The organism is Paenibacillus sp. KACC 21273, assembly GCF_028736095.1.
Taxonomy (GTDB): domain Bacteria; phylum Bacillota; class Bacilli; order Paenibacillales; family Paenibacillaceae; genus Saccharibacillus; species Saccharibacillus kyungheensis.
In genome coordinates this window covers 444,388-464,379 of record NZ_CP117876.1, presented here as the reverse complement: position 1 = coordinate 464,379, position 19,992 = coordinate 444,388, and the positions used below count along the sequence as shown (strand labels likewise).

Below are 19,992 nucleotides of genomic sequence, written 5' to 3'. Positions count from 1 at the left end.
GCGCTATCTGTGGAGGTGAGCTTGACGATATGATTCCTACGTTATTCTATTTATTGCTTATTGAAGATTCTGCTTCTTCATTGGTAAAGAATAATGTAAGCGAAATCATATGGTGAGAAGAGGGATAGGAGATGAAAGATTGGCTTCTTGTGCAACTATTCAAAACATCCAAATGGAAAACAACAGTTAGCCTACTGGCAACTGTCATTGTTGTATTGGGATTGATCAGCTTTTTCAGTGGAAAGTGGAGCGGTATTTCTTTGTACTATAATACTCCTTCTTCTTTTCCCACCAAGCCGATTACATTGGTTGTTCCTTATGCTGTTGGTGGAGGCACAGATATTACAGCCCGTGCGCTAGTGCGATCTACTCAAAAGTATATCCATCAACCGATCACTGTTGTCAATCGTACAGGTGGCGGTGGTTCGATCGGACTGATGGAAGGCGCCAATGCCAAGCCAGATGGCTATACGGTTACTTATCTCGTTGCCGAGTTAACGACATTGCCACATATGGGATTGTTACCGATTACGTATGAGAAATATAAACCTATTATTCAGACCAATAATGATCCATCTGCGATTACTGTACGAGCCGATGCCCCCTGGAAAACAGCACAACAATTTCTGGATTATGCTCGTACTCATCCCGGTCAGATCAAAATGGGTAATGCCGGTACAGGAAGCATCTGGCATCTAGCCGCAGCGATGTTAGAGCAAGCGACGCATGTGACATTTACCCATATTCCTTACGAAGGTGCAGGACCTGCCGTCTCTGCCCTGATGAGTGGATTTGTCGATGCTGTACCGGTTAGCCCTGCTGAGGTCAAAGAAGAAGTCGATCAAGGCAAGTTACGGATACTGATGATCAATGGCAGCGCACGTTCCGAAGCATTTCCAGATGTGCCTACTTTGCAAGAAGCGACAGGATATACAGTGAATTTTAGTGGGACATGGCGCGGTCTAGCCGTTCCTCAAGATACACCGGATGAAATTGTACACTTATTAGCCGAAGCGTTCACCAAAGGAACGAAGGAACAGGAATTTCGAGAAGATATGTCTGCACATGGACTGGGATTACTCGTCAAAGATAAAGACGGATTCCGGCAACAGATGCAACAAAGTCATGATCTGTATGCACGCTTAATTCCTGAACTTGGTTTGAGTCGAAAATGAAACCGCTTTAGTGGAACTTCGGTACTCACGAAAGGGTTGTGTCTGTATGCAAATCAAAAAAACAATCGATAAAATACCAGGCGGGATGATGTTAATCCCTTTGTTATTAGGTGCTGTTATTCATACATTCTGGGCAGGATCAGGTGAATATTTTGGATCATTTACTAAAGGATTGATGACAGGAACGATCCCTATTCTGGCTGTATGGTTTTTCTGTATGGGAGCTTCGATCGATGTCCGAGCGACAGGAACGGTGCTACGTAAATCAGGTACGCTGGTATTAACCAAAATTGCGGTCGCATGGGTGGTAGCGATGATCGCGATGCAATTCTTGCCTATTGGTGGCGTACAAAGTGGTTTTTTTGCAGGATTATCTGTACTGGCTCTGATTGCGGCGATGGATATGACCAATGGGGGTCTGTATGCGTCGGTGATGCAACAGTATGGAACCAAAGAAGAAGCCGGAGCTTTTGTGCTGATGTCGCTCGAATCCGGCCCTCTGGTGACGATGCTAATTCTAGGTAGTACCGGGCTTGCTGTGTTTGAACCCCATACATTTGTGGGAGCAGTGTTACCTTTTCTAGTCGGGTTCTTATTAGGTAATCTCGATCACGATTTACGTAGTTATTTTGGCAAAGCGACACAGACATTGATTCCTTTTTTCGGATTTGCTTTAGGAAGTTCGATTAATCTAGGTGTTATTATTCAGACAGGCATGCTAGGCATCTTACTGGGTGTGATCGTTATTATTATCACCGGTATCCCTCTCATGCTAGCCGACCGCTGGATCGGTGGCGGAAACGGAACCGCAGGTCTTGCCGCTTCCAGTGCAGCAGGCGCTGCCGTAGCCAACCCGATGATCGTAGCGACGATGAAGCCTGAATTTATGCCTGCCGCACAGTCTGCTACCGCTTTAGTTGCCGCGGCGGTGATTGTAACAGCGATTCTCGTGCCGATTTTGACGGCGTACTGGTCGAATTATATGAAGTCGAAAGGTAAAGTGGTGGAACAGGTGCAGAGTGATGAGGATGTGCAAGAGTCTGAGATGAAGTTGAAGCATGTGAAAGGGCATTAAGTTTGATAAGAATAAAAAGTAAGGTTCAAAAGAAATATCACCTTTCGAACCTTACTTTTTTGAGTACATATATTAAGTTTTTATCACCTAATTAATCAATACTATGAAATATATAAGGCTCATATAAGAAATTCTTTGAATAAATAGATTTAATTATTTATTTAGTTGGATAGACATACTTTCTCTCTGTAAAGAATCGTTATTATAGTAAAACTTTTGTATAGATTTTGTGTCTGGATTTTCAGCTATTGTAGTGACATTGTTACAAAGAGATAAGTATCTTGCCATCCATAAAGATAGATCACACATATTACCATCAAACAGTTCTTGAAAAGAATCTGTTGTAAAAGCTTCGAGAACAAACGGATATTCTTGCCATTGGTCTATACTTTGAACATGTCTTAATTCAATTTCAAAACCAAAAATTTCAGAGTACCCGATCAAATCGTATGGTTCTTCTTCTCTTTGCTCGTATCTAAAATCAGATATATTTAGATACTTTTGAAGTATTAAACCTGTCTGCTCTAAATCACTATCATATTGAATAAATACTTTTAATTTAGCGCCAGTTACATACTTTAAATTTTTCATATTGACCTCCTAATTACGCAATGGTTTAAATTTGATAGAGAAACCCTGCTTGTTTGGCTTTAATCCTTTAAATCCAGAGTTTTAGCTAATATAACTCTAAATTCTGGATCTGCTTTTAAACTATTGCCATATGTACTACTTAAAATATCACTTTTAATATAATAATCAATATCATAATTGCTTAGATCAATTGGTTGACCATACGTAGATTTATTTGGATTACCTACTGTACCTGTCTTAAATGAACCTGTATATCCAGCTTTCAAATTTGGATCTATTTCTTTATATTTTGGAAGTAAATATTTTTCAGCGAGTTCTCCTAATTTCTGATGCAACTGAGAAATTTGTTCACTAATTTTTTGTTTTTGGTTAGATTGAATTCTATCTCGTAACTGCTCTTCTTGTAATTTAGAAGCATTTATAGCTTCATCGCTTTTCGTAATAGCTTCCGCAACTTTTTCAGCAGATTTCTCGACAGATTTGCTAGGTCCACTGCTTCCGCCACCCGGTGGTCTTCCGCCGCCTCCTGGAACTCCATCTGCCATTTCAGAAAGTTCTTCTTCCTCGTGACCGTTCGGATCATAATATTTCAGCGGATTGTTACTGACATAGGCATACTGTTCAGACTCAGTGGGTTAATAATCTGTCCCTCATAGGAATCTTCATTCAAGAAACGTCCTTGAGTTGGATCATAGTACCTTGCTTTTAGATAATATAGACCTGTCTCAGTATCATACATCTGACCTGCATACTTAAAGCTATTCGCTACGGTTTCTTTCTGCTGACTAATATTTCCCCATTCATCGTAGCTATAACTGTTAACAACTGCTCCTGTTTTATCCACCATTTGGACGATATCGCCATGCCCATTGATACTACTATTACATATTTTAGCCAAAAAACCTTGAAAGGCACAAAGCCAATCAAGGTAATATTTAGAATTCTATAAAAATCTGATCCTTACTTTTCTCAAAATTTAGGTATCCATCTCCCATCTAAAATATTTGGAAAGCTCCTTCATTGCTAAATCATAGTCAGCATTCTGACATTTTGAGATAATATTATTTACTGTAGACTCTATATATTTTATATTAAAATCATTCATGATCAGATACCCTCTACCGATTTCAATATTACTATCCTGTATAATCCTTACTAATCTTTTAGGACTTACTACCTCAAAAGTAAACATATCTCCCGAACCAACAATATCTTTACATCCAATATCAACTTGAAAACAAACGTAAAAATCGTCTATATCTTCCCCCCAATCTTCAAAATCTTGAGTCAATAATTTCATTGTTAGCATTTATTTCACTCCTTTAATCAAGAATATCAACATGCACATTAAAAACTTCTGCTTTTTTTACACTACTACCAATTTTATTGGTATTTTGTTGATAATTTGCTCTCCACATTTCGTCTTTAGGCTTATACTGAATTCTAAATGCCCTCATCTTATCAGCACTACTATAACCAATAACTGTTCCATTCTCTATGAGTTCATTTGCATTTGATCCAACCCAAGCTTTTCCTGCTTCCCAAGCATTCGCTCTTGTTGTACTACCCAATGTAGACATTCCTTTGGATGATTGTTGTACACCCAATAACAATTTTGTAGTTGATAAATTATCGACATAGCCTGGATGCCACCATCTACTTCTCCCTTGACCACCTGGTCCGACACCGCCTACTCCTCCCATAGCCATTGTCGCAATATACTCTGACAGTTCATAACTTTGATAACCACTAACCAACTGCTCTATTGCCCAGTCTGATTTTCCTGCACTATTTCCGTAGGTGCTTGTACCTGTAGTTAAATCAAAAAGATAATCGTATTTATTATCATCTACAAATTTTCCATATATTTCAGTTATTTTATCTTTATACTTCGAATATAATTTATCAGATTTTGAACTAACCTGACTTCGAGCATCTTTTAGTAGATTCCGTAGCGCTCCATCATTGTATGATTCTTTAATCAAATGCCCCGTTGGGTCTACATAAATTAAAGGATTGTTATGCACATACGTATATCCATTTAAACTTAAGGGATTCGTGATCTGCCCTTCATAACTATCCTCATTCAAAAACCGTCCCTGACTTGGATCATAATATCTCGCTTTCAGATAATATAATCCTGTTTCATTATCGTACGCTTCACCTGCATACTTGAAGCTATTAGATACCGTCTCCTGTTGCTTCGCAATGTTACCCCATTCGTCATATCCGTAGCTGTTCACAATATTTCCACTGGTATCGACCATCTGCACCACGTCACCATGTCCGTTAAACAGATAATAATAGTCTTTACTTGCTGTTTGGTCTTTTTTCACCAGTACTCGATCTCCACGGATGTAAGACGAAGTGTTACCGTTACTTACTTTTTCAGATACTACTTGTCCGCTACCGTTATAGCCGTATTGGGTAGTAGTTTCACCTGTTGTTTTTTGCGAGCGTAATCCGTCAGGCAAGTAGTCGATCGTTGTCTTCGTACCGTCAATCGTCGCTGAAATGAGTTTGTTATCCAAATCATAGCTGTAATTCGAACTCTTGGTTGCTGTAAGTTCTTGTGTATCACTCAGTGTTTTGCGATTGCCACGTAAGTCATACGTGTAACTTGCTGTACTTCCATCACTGCGTTTCACTGCAATCAAGCGATTAAGCTTATCGTAGCTGTACGTAGAAGTTTTGGTGGCTCCATCATTCAGAGTCTCACCGATCGTTAAAATATTCCCATTATTATCATAGGCATAATTGTAACTCGATAAGTTGCTAGAACCTTTAGTATTACTCATCTGAATTAGACGATTCAGCGGGTCATACGTGAAACTTTCTTTCAGCGTACTACCATCTGCCAACGTTGGGAACGTAATAGACTGAACTTTGCCTAGAGCGGTGTATGCGTAATTCACATTAACCACATTTGCTGTATTGCGCGTCTGTGCTCCATTGGTCTGAATTTGACTTAATCGAAGTTTGTCATAGCAATAGTTCGTAAAATAACTACTTCCTGCCAGGCTATTCTTCTGATTGGTTACACGATCTAACGTATCATAAGCCACATCTAGACGAGAACTGTACGCATTTGCTCCTGTAGATACCAGACTGGTTACTCGGTCTTGTTTATCAATCGTACTGGTCTGAGTTGCTGTTTTAACGCCGTCCATGTACAATTCATGGCGATCGGTTAGCAAGTTGCCATCACTACCGAAGATCATTTTTGTTTGCAGTGTGTTGCCTGCTTTACCTGTTAACGTGGCTACCGTACGTTCTCCACGCTCATCATATTGATAGTTAGTAGTTGTTCCATTACGATCACTTTCCTGAGCTACTAATCCACGAGCGTTGTAACTGATATTCGTCGTTTGTCCGGATAAGTCTGTCTTGCTAGTGATCGCTCCGATTTCGTTATAACTTTTCGCATACAACGTTTCTTCTTTACCTGAAGGATCGACTGCTGTAATTCGAGTTAATTGTCCATTCACATCATAGTTATATCGACTCTTTTGATTGAGAGCATCTTGAACTGTCGTTAGTCGATTTAATGCATCATAACTATAGGTGTTGGTCACTCCGTTACTGTTTGTATTTCCATTTGGATCGGTATAGCTTAGAATATTACCTTCCAGATCATACGTATAGCTTTCTTGAATCGGTTGATTATGAGAAGCCGCTCCATCTTTGAACGTTACATTTCTCAACAAATGACCATACGCATCGTAAGACTGTTCTACGGTATTCAAACGAATATTTCGATTGTCTGAATTTGCACGATAAGCGCCAACATCTGCCGCAGCTATCGCAAAATGATTGACCTTTTGTTGTGTTAAATGATTAGCCGTTACATATAGATTGCCATATGCATCTGTAGCTTCTTTACTCTGTCCCCATGCGTCATAAGTAACCGTCTGAGTGTTGCCCATGTTGTCTATCCCATAGATAGCGTTACCTTGATCATTCGAGTGGTATTGAGCACGTGTCCAGCCATTGCTTTCGTTCCATGTCTCATCGACACGAGGGAATCCAAAACCATCGTAATACAGAGATTCTCTACCGAGTGTCGTTACTGCTCCACTGGTTGTATTTGTATATTGACGTGCTGTATCTACGCGTAGTGTCAAAATATTAGCATTTTCATTATCTGCACCCGCACTAGATACTCGATTGGTATACGTATATTGGTCTTCTACACCATACACTGTTCCATCCAAGTTCGTAATCGAAGGAGAAACGACTTTAATAGGACGACCTAAAATATCATACGTGGTCGTTGTCGCTTTACCATTACTATCGATTTGTTGAACAGGCAGACCTGTCGACATATCATATTTGGTTTGCACACGAATAGTCTGGGTATTTTTACTACCATCCTTAGCAGTATTCGTAATTATGGTTGTTTGCTCGGTAGGATAAGCATACTGAGTTTCTGCACCATAACGAGTTGCTATTTTTGAAGTTAAACCATAGCCAACTTCTTCTGATACGGTCACTTGAGCAATTTGATGAGGATTAGCAGGTGAAGCATCATAGCTATAGACTTTGGTTTCACCTAGAGCATTGGTAGACGTTTGTAAACGCCCATCTGATGTATAAGCATACTTCTCGCTAAGCGACTTGTTAGCATCTTGATACCATGATTTGCTTGCTAGCTGCTTATACGTATTATCGTACGTATAGCTTGTGGTATGTTGACTTTTAGTTGTCGCATTATTAAATTCGCTATCCAAAAGATTATCGGTTTGGCTTTGAATATCTCCCCAATCTGTATAGATCGTTTCGCTATAACGTGTGGTTGTACCATCAGCATCTTGAGTAGTCGTTTGAGTTTTGGTTGGTTTAAATTTGAATACAGGATCAAAACTCAAATTCGTAGTGGTTTTGTGTTCATTATTCGCGGATACGGTGTCTACCGAAATTAGCTTTTTCTCCCCACTAAATGTAGTGGTTTGCGTCAATCCATTGCTTTCTGTATTACTTTTGATTTTACTTGTGCTCGAATAACGATAATCTTTGTCTGCAATCTCATAATTACGATTACTGTAACTTCCTGCATAACTATAATCCACATGACTATAATCACCTGAAGCTTGAACATCACCATTTATCTGTTTATAGACCTGATCTGCTCTGGATATAATACGATAGTCTTTAACAGCACCTTTTTTACCAATATCATGAATAGTCGATTCATACGTATAATTGGTTACCAATCTTGGATATTTTACTTGTTTGAGTAAAGCAAAAGGTTCCTGTGCTCCTGCTGTATCCAACGGATAATGTCCAGAACGGAATGTGAATAATCCTACTTTGACATCATAATCAAGATACTCTTCATCTTTGGAAGGATCGATAATGCCGTAAAGTACAGGAGCATAACCATCATTAGCACCATTGTATTGAAGATTTATTCTACTTTTTGCAAAAGTGACTCTTTTGATCTCCTGATTGTTGGCATCTCTAGCAATAGCCACTAAGTTTTCGCCCTGGAAATCACTATTTCTCAAGTTAGAGTCATACTTAAATTCGATTGTTCTTCCTAAACTATCTGTAATTGTTGAAAATACTTTAGCTACTTTGTCGTTATATACCTGACGGTCTGTATAGCGGAAAGTAATTGTATTTCCATAACGATCTACAATTCCTACTAATCTTCCATCTTTAGCGAAGTACTCACGCTTTTTATCTGCATGTTCCAAATAGTAAGCCGAAGCATCTTGACCATTATTAAAAGAACCTGCATCGCTCATAAATAGTAAATCTTTACCTTGATAGTCAACTAAATGAGTAGTCTTTGTTGGTTCCGACCATGTGTTGTACAGATCAATTTGGTAAGAAGCTCCTTGACCGTCGTAATAATACATATAATTATTAGCAATTTGTACAGACGGGAACTGAAATGACCATCCTAAACCTAGATCATACCGTTCAAGAGGATGATTTTTTTTGATTACGTAACCTCTACCTTTTTTATTGCTATTTCGTTCATAAGGTGAGGATTCATTAGAGTTATACATAATGCCTAGATTCAAATCTAAGCCATCTCTACCTGGAAAACTCATTTCATTTTCTTTCCAAGAAAGACTTCCTGATGCTGGATCAATCGTTTCATTATTTTTGTCGTATTCTGCAAATTGTAACTTATTGGTCTGATTGATCGATTGTTTGGCAATTAAATCATTCATTACACTATTATATTTTTCATCTAAATCATCTGAAGAACTGGATGTACTGGCAATAGATACTTGTGAAGAAGCATTTAATTTGGGTTGGGATTGAGTAAGTGAAGTTTCTCCAGTCGTTGGATTCACTGTATATACATCGTTAGTTACGGATGTTCCAGTAAACATAGGCGTAGCTACATATTTCTTTTCCATCGATTCCCATGAAGAACCCGACTGATTTTCTTTCCACAATTTGATAGGATCGATACCTGATTGTTGATATAGATACGTCACCCAATAGATATCAATTAGTTCTGCACCATCTACCACCATATCCTCAACCTGTTGTTGAGTTAGCGGTGCAATATAGGCTGATGTTGTTGAAGTATTTTCTGTACTTAGCGAATTGATCGAGGCACTGCGCAAGCGCACTTTAGATGTATTAACAGATGATGTCGAGTTCTGATTTATTTTAGCACCGATTGCAGCTAACTCTTGATCTTCATCATCATAAGTATTCTGTACTACACTATCTGATGTATTTTTTATCGAAGCATTCCATTCTTTTAAATCTACATCTACGGGTGGTGCAATTACACTAGGAGGAGCGATAGCAGTGCTAGAAGAAGGTGTCGTTTCTGCATGAGCATACGAAGGAGAATATACAACCGTTATTATCAAAATAAAGCTTAATATCCATAATGTTAATTTACGATTCAATTGTCTATAGTTCACGTTCCAGGCTCCTTATGAGTTCAAATCGACTACAAATATACTTTCTATAACCGTTTGTTTTCCTTGTTTATTTGTAATGACAATACGTAACACATGATCAAATTCACCTGGAACGACTTTCTTTTTGTCTGTTTTTCGATCACGTTTCTTATGTGGGGTTCCAGCAGTAGAAAAAGTTAGGCCATTTTGGTAAAAACCAGCAACATGATTGTTATAGTCTGGATATACTTTATATACATCTTCACGTGATCCACCCATAACACCGCGCCCTACATTAACATCGTCGATATATAGATCTACTTTTGCAATACCAGCAGGATCTAAATACCAACCATAGGTATTTACAACATGAGTATCTTGTTTGTATTCCACTACATCTAGAACATAATTAATAGGTAATCCAGATTTGGCTGGAACAGGTACGGCTGGCGGAACAAGTGTAGGATCAGGTGGTGCTGGTGCTGGTGTAGGTGTTGGTACAGGCGTTGGAGCCGGAGTAGGTACTGGCGTTGGAGTGACAGGAGCAGAAGGGTTAATAACACTGCTATAATCTCCATTGGTCACCTGTTTACTAAGTAAATTGCCGTTAGCATCGTAAATGAATGCTGTTTTTTCTTTGGTAGTTGTAGTTGAAATAAGTCTGCCATTAGCATCGTATTCATATAACTTTTTAGCATCTGCGAATGCAAAAGAGGCAGAGCTTACAAACAAAGAAGTAGCTAAAAATGAAAAAGTAAATAAGTTAACTATTTTTCTATTAATTATTTTTGTTTTTTTCACCATATTGTCTCTAATTTCTCCTTATTCTCGTAATTACAAGTTAATTTACTCAAAATTTATCCATTCACTCTTGATATATGTATCTCCCTCCAATATCCTCCATATTAATTTCCGATACTTTAATATCTATATATAGATTTTAGAAATCTATATTACAATTTTGATATATATTTTTAATACTTTTGATATTTACTTTTTTACATATATGTGGATAATTATTAGCGCAAATTTGCACAAGTAAATTCTTATAACAACTAATTAATAATATTAAATTTATTATCTAATATTTATAAAAATTATATTAAAAATCTATATATGGATTTATTTATTTTAATAATGTAGGAGTATCCTAATTTAAAATAGATAAGATCATTTAGTTCATATATCACTCGTTAGAGAATAAATTCAAACAAAAAAGGATACACCCTGATACAGGCATATCCTTTCATATTTATTCAGCATAGCTAATCTGAATCTGACCAAGCAGTTCTTCTACTTTGTGCTTGGCGGCTATGGGGGTAGCGGCTTCGACGATAATGTAGCCGAGACGGTCGTCTGAACTGCGGGCGATATCGACATCGCTTCCTGCTTGCACATCAATCTGATAACGCTTGACGTCTTCGTGATGTAGATGCTCTAGTCCAGTGATGGTACGCACCGTTCCTTTGCGATCTGCGACGAGGTAACCTATAGCGGAGGCTTGATACTTTTTCTTATCAATATCTAATGGCTGGGCAAGATATTTCAAAATCGTTTCTTTAAATATATTGATCCCATACGCATTGACGATCAGATCAGACGTGATATTATCTCCACCGGGTCTACCGTTCACTTCAATAATCTTAGGGCCATCCTGAGTGTATTTGAGTTCGACATGAGTAGGGCCGTTTTGGATACCGATCGACAATACCGCTTGCTTCGCTACATCAATAATCTGGTCACGTTGTTCTTGATAAATCGACGACGGGAATACATGCAACGTCTCTACAAAATAAGGCAAATCCGATGTATGCTTTTCTGTGATTTCCGCAAAAGCAATTTCTCCCTGACTGAGAAAGATTTCTACGCTAAATTCAGGGCCGGTCAAATACTCTTCGATCAGGTACTCTTCTCTGACTTTGAAATCCATATACGTTGTTTTGAAATCGATAATCTCGCGGAAAGCATCGCGTAAGACGCTCTCATTTTCAACAAAATATACACTCTGACTGCTTGCCGCATTGGTCGGCTTGAGCACCACCGGATAACCGATCCGTGCTGCGGCGATAACCGCTTCTTCACTATCTCGCACGAGAGCGAACTTAGCACTAGGTACGTTATCTCTGAGAAAAGCTTGTCTGGCTAGATCTTTATTCCGTGCATTCGATGCGGCTACAAAAGATGTTCCGTGTATGCCAAGACGCTCACCTGCTTCAGCCGTCACTGCAGACGCATAATCTGTAGCTGGAATCAGGGCATCGAATTGACCGTGATATGGACTATTAACGATCGCTTGATAAATCGATTCTGCATCTCGAATATCTGCCACAAGCAGATCGTCGTATAGTCCTTCATAGCCGTATAATTGTGGATTATCTGCGGATGAAGCGATCACGACCACTTCACATCCTAATGCTTTGGCTTCCTTTACAAAACTGACTCCGTAGAAGCTAGGTTCTACAAATATTATTCGTTGGTTTGCCATGATGGATTCTCCTCATTTGCTAACATATGAACTTGCGTGGAAATAAATATAAACCCGATCAGCCCTGCAACCATTAGCACACTCATACATAAGAATCCGTACCCTGCTCCAAAACGGTCGATCACGAATCCCATACCAGATGAACCGCCTGCTTGAATCAATAGTGATATACCTGTCCAGACTGCCATTGCCCGTCCCATAAAGGCTTTTTGTACATTTTCCATTAAAATGGTATTCATCACAATTCGAAGTGAAGAATTACATAATCCTAAGAAAAGGCTTCCTAAATACAGTAAAACAATCGTCGTATTCAGATATAACGAAAATAAGTCGATCGTAGCGATGAAGAAGAACAACAATACCATCTGTTTATTCGATATTTTGGGAATCATCAGCGATACAAGAAATCCAGATACCAGTCCGCCGATTCCGTAAAACATATCTGATAATCCAAAAGTAATACTGTCACTTTGTAGCGTTACATTCACGTAAGCAGGCAATACCACGTTATACAGCATCGTTACTGCTAACGGCACAATCGAAATAATACCTAGAAAAAAGATCGTTTTGCGCTGACGCAAAAAGCCAAGCCCTGCGCGAAAACTTTTGAGAAAGCCTTCTTTGTGTGAAGGATTCACAATAGATGTATATTTAATACCGGATAACACTATACTGCTAATCAGGAATACCACAATATTGATAAACAAAATCACTTCAAATCCATAATATTTGTAAATGATCCCTGATACCGCTCCTGCAGAAAACATCCCGACCTGTAAGCTAATCTCGATAAAAGAGTTCCCATTAATCAGTACATCTTCCGGCAAAATCTCTTGAATCAAGCTACGAGAAGCTGCCATATAGATCGTCCATCCAACACCATTGATCACCGCAAATAAATACATTAATGGCATACTAAATCCTTGTACAAAAAACAAAACAGCTAACAAAATCAATAAAAAAGCACGCAATAGATACGTCCACAAAATCACTTTTTTACGATCAAAACGGTCGGTAATAATTCCAGCCAGTGGTGACACCAGAAATCCGGCAAGCACATTAAAAGTAAGCAAAAAGCCGACATATTGATTCGAGCCTGTCTGTGCTAATACATACCAGTTGGCTCCAATCGTAGCCATCCCAACGCCAAAACCCGAAATCACATCTGAGATTAGAAATTTACGAAATTGTGCATTTTTTAATATGGATAAGAACATAGTGGGCTGCCTTCCTTGACCTCATAGATAAATTGCGTAAGCTTTTCCTTCGTAAATCCCAGATATTCCAGCACATCTTCATGACTGCCCCCATACTTCGGCCACTGCTCATTCGGGGTAAATGAATACACCTGCTTATGGGGTAACAACAGACTAAGATAAGAACCAACACTACCTGACTGACGATGTTCTTCAATAACAATAATTTGTGCTGCACTACTTTCTATTTTTTGCAAATTTGAGATCAATGACTGTTTATCTACATAACACAGATGTAGATGATTGAGATAGGGTTGCTCTTTTTTCAATTGGATCGCCATTTCAGTCGCTTGTTCACCGATAGAAATGAGGGCAATAGGCGCATCTTCGATCCATGCACCGTCTACAGTATATTGATCTCCTTGCGCAATCGAAGGTAGACTGTCAAATGACTCGTTACGAGAAAGCCGAATATAATATGGTTGCTCTGATATTGCCGCTTCCCGAATGACACGTCTTGTTTCTTCTTCTCCATGCGGACAAGCGATTTTGATATTTTGAAAAGTCTGAATCACAGCAATATCTTCTAATGAATGATGGGTTGTACCAAACCAGCCGCCTGATACACCGCCATAACAGCTCACAATATTGATATTCTTGTGCATATAACCCATTGCTAGCTTGATATTTTCGGCACAGCGCAAAGCGACAAACGGAGCAAACGTTGAAAAGAATGGCTTAAATCCACCTTCCGCCAGACCCGCACAGAGATCGACCGATGTCATTTCAGCAATCCCTAGATTGAAAAAGCGGTCAGGAAACTGCTGTGCAAATTGATGCTTTTTGCCGCCTAGATCGGCTTCAATAGCGACAATGGTCTGATCCTGTTCGGCAAGCAATGTCAGTTCATATTTGTACGCATCTCTTCCTGAAAGACTCATCTTAACGCCTCCTTCCATTTGTAAGCTTGTGCTTTACTAATTTTGGCATAATGTGCGCTTGGATTGCCTTCCATCGCTTGGATTCCTTTACCTTTAATCGTATTCGCCAGAATAACAAGCGGTTGATCTCCTTTGGATTCCAAAGCTTGTGTAATCTGTTCGATATCATGACCATCAATCTCCTGTACATCAAATCCAAAAGCACGGAAGCGATCTTCCAGATGAATTAATGGGGAAATATCTTGCACCAGACCATCATTTTGTCCACCATTTACATCGATAATATAGATAAAGTTAGTAATCTGTTTGGAAGCAATCACTTGCATCGCTTCCCAGCAACTCCCTTCTTGAAGTTCACCATCCCCACTAATCACAATACTGAGTCCCGATTCTTGCTTGAGCTGTTGGGATAGCGCCCATCCTGCTCCATACGCTGGCCCATGTCCCAGACTCCCTGTCGCAAAAGAGATATGGGGAAGCAGATAATTAGGATGCCCTGTAAATAGCGAATCTTTGGCTCCATAGCTATCCGCAGGATTATCTTCGATCAGATCTAACACATATAACGTGCTATACAGCGCTGCCGCCGCATGCCCTTTACTCAAAATAATCTGGTTACGGTCATCTTTTCCATATAAAAAATAGCTGGTTAACAACAGATCGATCACAGACAGACTGCCTCCGATATGACATCCTACTTCGGTTGCCGCAATATCTATAATCAGCTTGCGGGCTTGAATCGTATGTTCATGTAACTTGCTCTGTGTTAAGGGCATATACATTCTCCTTACTTTTCGAAGAGATCAAAGAGAACCATGTCTCAATGCTCTGACGTAATACTTTGCGACTTAACCGTACTTCTTCGATATCTAGAAATTCTTGATCGGTATGATCCAGGCTGGCATCTCCCGGCCCAAAAGCAACCATCGGAATATCTGTCCATGTAGTTGCCAGTGTATTCATATCACTGGTTCCTTTTTTCATCAAAAAGGTAAGTTTCTCAGCCAGTACTGTACTTGATCCACGTACAAAAGATTTGACCAATAGATCTTTGCGCGAATTCTGATACCCCGGTGTATTCCGCAAGATCTCTACAGTGCTATCCGCCCATTCTAATGAATAAATGTCCTCTATATATCCGGCACGAGCTTGAGGCGATATTCTAAAATTCAATGTCGCTGAAGCACTGTAATGACCTCCACTATTCTCTGCTTCAATATCTACGATGGCTGATAAATGATCAGGATCATATTGAGCAATGATTTCTCGTAAATGAGTCGCCAGTTGATACACTTTGTCGATCGAACTAATACTGTCTTTACCTGCGGAATGCTGTTGCTTTTGCACAACATGTAATTGTAATTTGAGTAGCCCATAATAACCGAGGGTTAGATTATGTGTTCCGCTGGGTTCACCGATAATTACTGCATCAGCTTGTACATGATCTCGCACATAAAATGCACCTGCGGAAGAAGAAACTTCTTCTTCCACTGCTCCGATCACGACTAAACGGGCATGATCGGGAACATCTATCGTGCGCAATACCTCTACAAAGTTGATCAGGCTTCCTTTGGCATCTACACTTCCCCGTCCAGAGACACGCTGCTCATGAACAGCGCTTTGCCAGACATAAGGAACCGTATCGATATGACCGAGTAGCAGTAACGTATGTTCACCACTACCTTTGGTCAACACAATATTGCCTGCTGGATCAATCTCTGCATTAATCTCAGCCGAACTGACTCTTTCTTGCAAAAATTGAGCAAGTACTACTTCGTCTTTGGACACCGAAGGGATACTGATGGCTTGATGAAGCAGTTCAATATCTGGAGGAATATGTTGTCCCCTCCAGAACCATGTTTTGCCTGCTCCATATAGTGTATGAGGACCTGTGATTGCAATATCAGCGATCCCTTGATTGAGAGCGAGTTCTGCGGCTCTTAACTTCTGCTTCATTCTGCCTGTGACTACAATCTGTTCGGCTTGCGGATAAATATCACGAATCGTCGATGACGGATTGGCAATATCGCTTAATATGCCTGCGGTGCTGGTTACAAAGCGCAAATGACTTGCTTCTAGCGCAATCGCTAAATGTGCCGCCAACATATCTGCATCAATATTGATATACTGCCCGATCTCTGGATCATAAATAGGAGGAGACAAGCAGACCACATCATACGTATGTAGCAGTTGAGTCAAAAGCTGTTGATTGGCTGATCCATAACTTCCATATAAGGAATCCCGTACAATCACTTTTTTGTCACCTTTACGTACTTTCAAAGGTTTACCTTGCTTGCCTTGTACCCATCCATGATCACCTGCACATTGAGTCAGCACCGATAATCCATAAGCTTGTAGCTGTTGTTGGACAGGTTCAAAAATATACTCTGCATACGCTTGTCTAATCGTATTCATCGCTTCTGGCGGACAATAGCGGACTTGATCACCATTATCTAGCGTCAGAAATTGGACTTCTTTTTGCAGATCAGCAAATTTGCGTTCGATGGCATCAGCTCCACCGCTAATGAGTAGAATTTTGGCTCCCTGTTTAGAAAGAGCCGCAATTTCTGCAAAAATCGTTTCACTTTTACCAATAGTGCTACTGCCTAACTTGATCACATGCAGATTGTTAATCACGGCCATATCCCCTCACTTTCGGTCGTCAAACCCGTTGACTCTGGAATTCCGTAGTAGATATTGGCTGCTTGAATCGCTTGTCCGGCAGCCCCTTTGATTAAGTTATCGATAGACACAAGACTCAGACATTTGCCATCTCGTACAACAAAGCCTGTTTCTGCATAATTGGTTCCATGCACCGTTTTGATCATCGGTCCGGGTGAAGCTTGACCGGAGTAACGGATAAATGGCTTGGATTTATACGCTTGAAAAAAAGCTTTTTTCACATCCGATTCATCGACAGACGGTTTGAGTACTGAATAAGCGCTGACAAATATGCCACGTGCCACATCCAGACTGAACGCAGCAAATGAAATATCGACAGGATGTTCGCTGTATGTTTTGGCAATATGATCAATCTCAGGAAGGTGACGATGCTCGAATCCTTTGTGTAATCTAAAATTATTAACTCGATCAGCATGCGTTTCTTTACTGCTTTTACCTGCTCCACTAGAGCCTGTTTTGGCATCAATAAAGACATGCCCTTCGATTAACGAATGAAGCACCAACGGATAGATCGCGTAGATCGAAGCGACCGCCATACATCCAGGCAGATTGATGACTTTGGCATCGGGATCAACTGTCGATATTTCGGGAATATAATAATGACTTTCCGCTTGTACAGATGTTGCCAAAGACGCAGGATAGTAGCGTTCCAATACGTTGTTATCTGTAAAACGATAATCACCACTAATATTGAAAATCTGCTTCGTATGATCCAGTACATCGGATAGGTGACGGGGCAAGATACCGGTTGGCAACGCCGAGAAAATAAAATCGCATTCGTCGGTGAGATCAGCCATTTTTTGATAGGTTAATTTCGGGTTCACTTTGCGATACAGAAAAGCTTTATGTGTTTTTTCGACAGGTATGCCTGCTTTGGATTCGGAAGAAATAAAAACCACTTCAAAATACGGATGAGCGCTCAATAAGCGGTATAATTCTCCACCGACAAATCCATTTCCACCCAGTATGCCTACTTTATACGTCTTCATCCTAAGCGGGCATCTCTTTCATAAGGTGGCTGAACATTCAGAGTACGCGCAAACGTAGCGATTTTTTCGATATTTTGATCCAACTTTTTGAATGCCAGCTCATAGGATAACAACTTTTCGTATTCGACAGGAGAGCGCAATTCCCGGCAAATCGCAAGTGTAGTATTCAGCATTTCCAGTGTATTGGGAAAGTGTTCTAATCTATAAGGTAATTCATCTTCTTGATATAGACTAAACGGATATTGATTACCGAATCCTTTTTGATTGATAAAAGGCAGATGACGAGGGATCGGCACATTTTGCCATTCTCTTGCAAACACGCCTTCTTCCATCAAAATCGTCTGAATCGCTTCTTTCACCTGATAAGGAGGAATTCCGGCAAAAGCAGGCAGATTCACATTGATCTGAAGACGGAACATATTGAAGCTGTGCTTATACCCTTCTGGAATATAAGGCCCTTGAAATAAAGTGGTCTGATTCAATGTACGGATCAAATGTTGAGCATTGCGCTGACGAATCGCATCGTAATAAGGAAGTCGTTCCAATTGACTGATCCCGAACGCCGCTGCGATCCATGAGATATCATAATCGATCCCTGAATCTTGCAGAAAATTCAAAGCACGCTGATAATCTTCTTCTTTTTTGAAAAAGGCGATACCGCCTTCGCCACCTACAGGGAAGTTTTTGTCTGCCATCAGACTTTGCCCTGCGGTATCGCCCAAAGAACCGCATAACTGACCATTGATCGAAGCGGAATGAGCATGAGAGGCATCTTCCACCAGCTTCAACTGATACTGATTGCAGATCTGCTGGATCGCTTCAATATTGGCAGGCAGACCGTGAACATGCACAGGCATAATTACTTTGGTACGCGGTGTAATCAATTTCTCAATCTGGGTCACATCAAGGCAGTACGTCTGTGGATCAACATCAGCGAAGATAGGAATACCTTTGGCGGCAACGACAGCTTGAGCAGTTGCGATAAACGTAAAAGCAGGTAGAATCACTTCATCTCCTGGCTCTATCCCTGCGCCGATCAGTGCCAGATGTAGACTCGATGTACCGCTCGCTGTCGAGATCGCATAATTAGCGCCTACATACTGACGGTATTGATCGGTAAATTCTTGAATCACTTCTTCCGGTTGCTTTTGAATCGAGATTAACATTTGTAGCACATCTTCTTTGGTGATATTAGGAAAAGTTGTTTTGCGACCTTCACGTGGCAACACCGCTCGACCGCCATCAATCGCTAATTCTTCATAAGCCCATGTTTCTTCAGGAATATCCAGTAAATAATGATTAAAATCAGTCTTCATCTTGTTTATCCCTCCGTAACAGTGACAGTTTCACACAAGCGCCTACCAGCGGACTGAGGCGATAATTAAATTGCACCCCAGGCTGAATTTCAAATTCTTGCTCGGTTTGTGTCCACATTGTTCTCAAGTCAAAGGCTCCAAATATTTTTAATCGTTCTGACTTTTTATACAGCGGTTCTTCATTGGTGAGTAGAGTAGCCACAGGGCCAAACGATAGTCCGGTAAAATTCACTACGATCGCTTTGTCCTGACTATGCTGCTTCAGCAATGTATCGATATCTTTTAGATTTTGCCAATCGATATCAATAACGGTGTACGCCTGATCTAATCCCTCAATCAATTCAATTCCTAACCATTGCGCAAATTTTCTTTCCTGCGGAGCCGCTGAATGAGCAAGTGTAGCCTGGCTACCATACACAATATCCTGTCCCCAGAGCGCCCCATGAATAGCGGCTGTGAAGCTGTTGTATAATGTGACATACTTTTTACCCGATAGCTTGGATAATGTGCTTTCTAAGCCTTTCAGTTCTTTTTCATTTTTTTCGATACTCATAATAATTCCGGTGTTAAGTACACGAGCTAATACAAACGAGATTGAAAAATAATCTTTTTGAGACACTTTTTGCGGTGCTTGTTCAGATATTTTGGCTAAAGACATTAATCA

16 protein-coding genes are annotated in these 19,992 nt (G+C 40.1%); 2 read left to right on the top strand and 14 right to left on the bottom strand.

The window, feature by feature from the left end:
- Positions 1-131 precede the first annotated feature (131 nt).
- The gene (locus PQ460_RS02080; protein WP_274171629.1) at positions 132-1,175 is read left to right on the top strand and encodes a tripartite tricarboxylate transporter substrate binding protein; all 1,044 of its coding nucleotides are present in this window, start codon (positions 132-134) and stop codon (positions 1,173-1,175) included.
- A gap of 46 nt (positions 1,176-1,221) precedes the next feature.
- Positions 1,222-2,250: a 2-keto-3-deoxygluconate transporter gene (kdgT, locus tag PQ460_RS02075; protein WP_274171628.1), complete on the top strand. Its 1,029-nt coding sequence runs from the start codon at positions 1,222-1,224 to the stop codon at positions 2,248-2,250.
- A gap of 153 nt (positions 2,251-2,403) precedes the next feature.
- On the opposite strand, the gene PQ460_RS02070 is transcribed toward kdgT, so the two are convergent.
- The 14 genes from PQ460_RS02070 to PQ460_RS02005 all read right to left on the bottom strand — a co-directional run bounded on the left by PQ460_RS02070 (position 2,404) and on the right by PQ460_RS02005 (position 19,986).
- Positions 2,404-2,841 carry a hypothetical protein gene (locus tag PQ460_RS02070; protein WP_274171627.1) on the bottom strand — a complete coding sequence of 146 codons (438 nt, stop codon included), beginning with the start codon at positions 2,839-2,841 and terminating at the stop codon, positions 2,404-2,406.
- A 59-nt stretch (positions 2,842-2,900) separates the two neighbouring features.
- Entirely contained in the window at positions 2,901-3,386 is a 486-nt protein-coding gene (locus PQ460_RS02065; protein ID WP_274171626.1) for a hypothetical protein, read from the bottom strand.
- A gap of 44 nt (positions 3,387-3,430) precedes the next feature.
- Complete coding sequence (locus tag PQ460_RS02060) at positions 3,431-3,688, bottom strand: RHS repeat-associated core domain-containing protein (RefSeq protein WP_274171625.1); 258 nt, start codon at positions 3,686-3,688, stop codon at positions 3,431-3,433.
- Between the two features lie 129 nt (positions 3,689-3,817).
- On the bottom strand, positions 3,818-4,150 hold the full coding sequence (locus PQ460_RS02055) for an Imm8 family immunity protein (RefSeq protein WP_274171624.1): 333 nt from the start codon (positions 4,148-4,150) through the stop codon (positions 3,818-3,820).
- 13 nt (positions 4,151-4,163) lie between these two features.
- Positions 4,164-9,740: an RHS repeat domain-containing protein gene (locus PQ460_RS02050; protein WP_274171623.1), complete on the bottom strand. Its 5,577-nt coding sequence runs from the start codon at positions 9,738-9,740 to the stop codon at positions 4,164-4,166.
- Between the two features lie 12 nt (positions 9,741-9,752).
- Positions 9,753-10,523 carry an RHS repeat domain-containing protein gene (locus tag PQ460_RS02045; protein WP_274171622.1) on the bottom strand — a complete coding sequence of 257 codons (771 nt, stop codon included), beginning with the start codon at positions 10,521-10,523 and terminating at the stop codon, positions 9,753-9,755.
- Between the two features lie 448 nt (positions 10,524-10,971).
- Positions 10,972-12,204, bottom strand: a complete 1,233-nt coding sequence (locus PQ460_RS02040) for an ATP-grasp domain-containing protein (RefSeq protein ID WP_274171621.1) — start codon at positions 12,202-12,204, stop codon at positions 10,972-10,974.
- Positions 12,186-13,421 carry an MFS transporter gene (locus PQ460_RS02035; RefSeq protein WP_273613940.1) on the bottom strand — a complete coding sequence of 412 codons (1,236 nt, stop codon included), beginning with the start codon at positions 13,419-13,421 and terminating at the stop codon, positions 12,186-12,188. Before PQ460_RS02035 ends, PQ460_RS02040 begins: the two co-directional genes overlap by 19 nt.
- Positions 13,403-14,341 (bottom strand): transketolase family protein, encoded by a 939-nt coding sequence (locus tag PQ460_RS02030; RefSeq protein ID WP_274171620.1) that lies wholly within the window; start codon positions 14,339-14,341, stop codon positions 13,403-13,405. Before PQ460_RS02030 ends, PQ460_RS02035 begins: the two co-directional genes overlap by 19 nt.
- Complete coding sequence (locus PQ460_RS02025; protein ID WP_274171619.1) at positions 14,338-15,117, bottom strand: 1-deoxy-D-xylulose-5-phosphate synthase N-terminal domain-containing protein; 780 nt, start codon at positions 15,115-15,117, stop codon at positions 14,338-14,340. Before PQ460_RS02025 ends, PQ460_RS02030 begins: the two co-directional genes overlap by 4 nt.
- Complete coding sequence (locus tag PQ460_RS02020; RefSeq protein ID WP_274171618.1) at positions 15,089-16,984, bottom strand: M20/M25/M40 family metallo-hydrolase; 1,896 nt, start codon at positions 16,982-16,984, stop codon at positions 15,089-15,091. Before PQ460_RS02020 ends, PQ460_RS02025 begins: the two co-directional genes overlap by 29 nt.
- Positions 16,975-18,012, bottom strand: a complete 1,038-nt coding sequence (gene argC / locus PQ460_RS02015; RefSeq protein ID WP_274171617.1) for an N-acetyl-gamma-glutamyl-phosphate reductase — start codon at positions 18,010-18,012, stop codon at positions 16,975-16,977. Before argC ends, PQ460_RS02020 begins: the two co-directional genes overlap by 10 nt.
- Positions 18,009-19,328, bottom strand: coding sequence for a DegT/DnrJ/EryC1/StrS aminotransferase family protein (locus tag PQ460_RS02010; protein WP_274171616.1), 1,320 nt, complete (start codon positions 19,326-19,328; stop codon positions 18,009-18,011). The genes argC and PQ460_RS02010 overlap by 4 nt, the downstream gene beginning before the upstream one ends.
- Entirely contained in the window at positions 19,318-19,986 is a 669-nt protein-coding gene (locus PQ460_RS02005; protein WP_274171615.1) for a degT/DnrJ/EryC1/StrS aminotransferase, read from the bottom strand. The genes PQ460_RS02010 and PQ460_RS02005 overlap by 11 nt, the downstream gene beginning before the upstream one ends.
- Between the last annotated feature and the right edge of the window lie 6 nt (positions 19,987-19,992).

What these genes read in the sequence shown, in the direction of transcription:
- PQ460_RS02080 (WP_274171629.1), top strand. Translation starts at nt 132, where the DNA reads ATGAAAGATTGGCTTCTTGTGCAACTATTCAAAACATCCAAATGGAAA.
- kdgT (WP_274171628.1), top strand. Translation starts at nt 1,222, where the DNA reads ATGCAAATCAAAAAAACAATCGATAAAATACCAGGCGGGATGATGTTA.
- PQ460_RS02070 (WP_274171627.1), bottom strand. Translation starts at nt 2,841, where the DNA reads ATGAAAAATTTAAAGTATGTAACTGGCGCTAAATTAAAAGTATTTATT.
- PQ460_RS02065 (WP_274171626.1), bottom strand. Translation starts at nt 3,386, where the DNA reads ATGGCAGATGGAGTTCCAGGAGGCGGCGGAAGACCACCGGGTGGCGGA.
- PQ460_RS02060 (WP_274171625.1), bottom strand. Translation starts at nt 3,688, where the DNA reads ATGGTGGATAAAACAGGAGCAGTTGTTAACAGTTATAGCTACGATGAA.
- PQ460_RS02055 (WP_274171624.1), bottom strand. Translation starts at nt 4,150, where the DNA reads ATGCTAACAATGAAATTATTGACTCAAGATTTTGAAGATTGGGGGGAA.
- PQ460_RS02045 (WP_274171622.1), bottom strand. Translation starts at nt 10,523, where the DNA reads ATGGTGAAAAAAACAAAAATAATTAATAGAAAAATAGTTAACTTATTT.
- PQ460_RS02040 (WP_274171621.1), bottom strand. Translation starts at nt 12,204, where the DNA reads ATGGCAAACCAACGAATAATATTTGTAGAACCTAGCTTCTACGGAGTC.
- PQ460_RS02035 (WP_273613940.1), bottom strand. Translation starts at nt 13,421, where the DNA reads ATGTTCTTATCCATATTAAAAAATGCACAATTTCGTAAATTTCTAATC.
- PQ460_RS02030 (WP_274171620.1), bottom strand. Translation starts at nt 14,341, where the DNA reads ATGAGTCTTTCAGGAAGAGATGCGTACAAATATGAACTGACATTGCTT.
- PQ460_RS02025 (WP_274171619.1), bottom strand. Translation starts at nt 15,117, where the DNA reads ATGCCCTTAACACAGAGCAAGTTACATGAACATACGATTCAAGCCCGC.
- PQ460_RS02020 (WP_274171618.1), bottom strand. Translation starts at nt 16,984, where the DNA reads ATGGCCGTGATTAACAATCTGCATGTGATCAAGTTAGGCAGTAGCACT.
- argC (WP_274171617.1), bottom strand. Translation starts at nt 18,012, where the DNA reads ATGAAGACGTATAAAGTAGGCATACTGGGTGGAAATGGATTTGTCGGT.
- PQ460_RS02010 (WP_274171616.1), bottom strand. Translation starts at nt 19,328, where the DNA reads ATGAAGACTGATTTTAATCATTATTTACTGGATATTCCTGAAGAAACA.
- PQ460_RS02005 (WP_274171615.1), bottom strand. Translation starts at nt 19,986, where the DNA reads ATGTCTTTAGCCAAAATATCTGAACAAGCACCGCAAAAAGTGTCTCAA.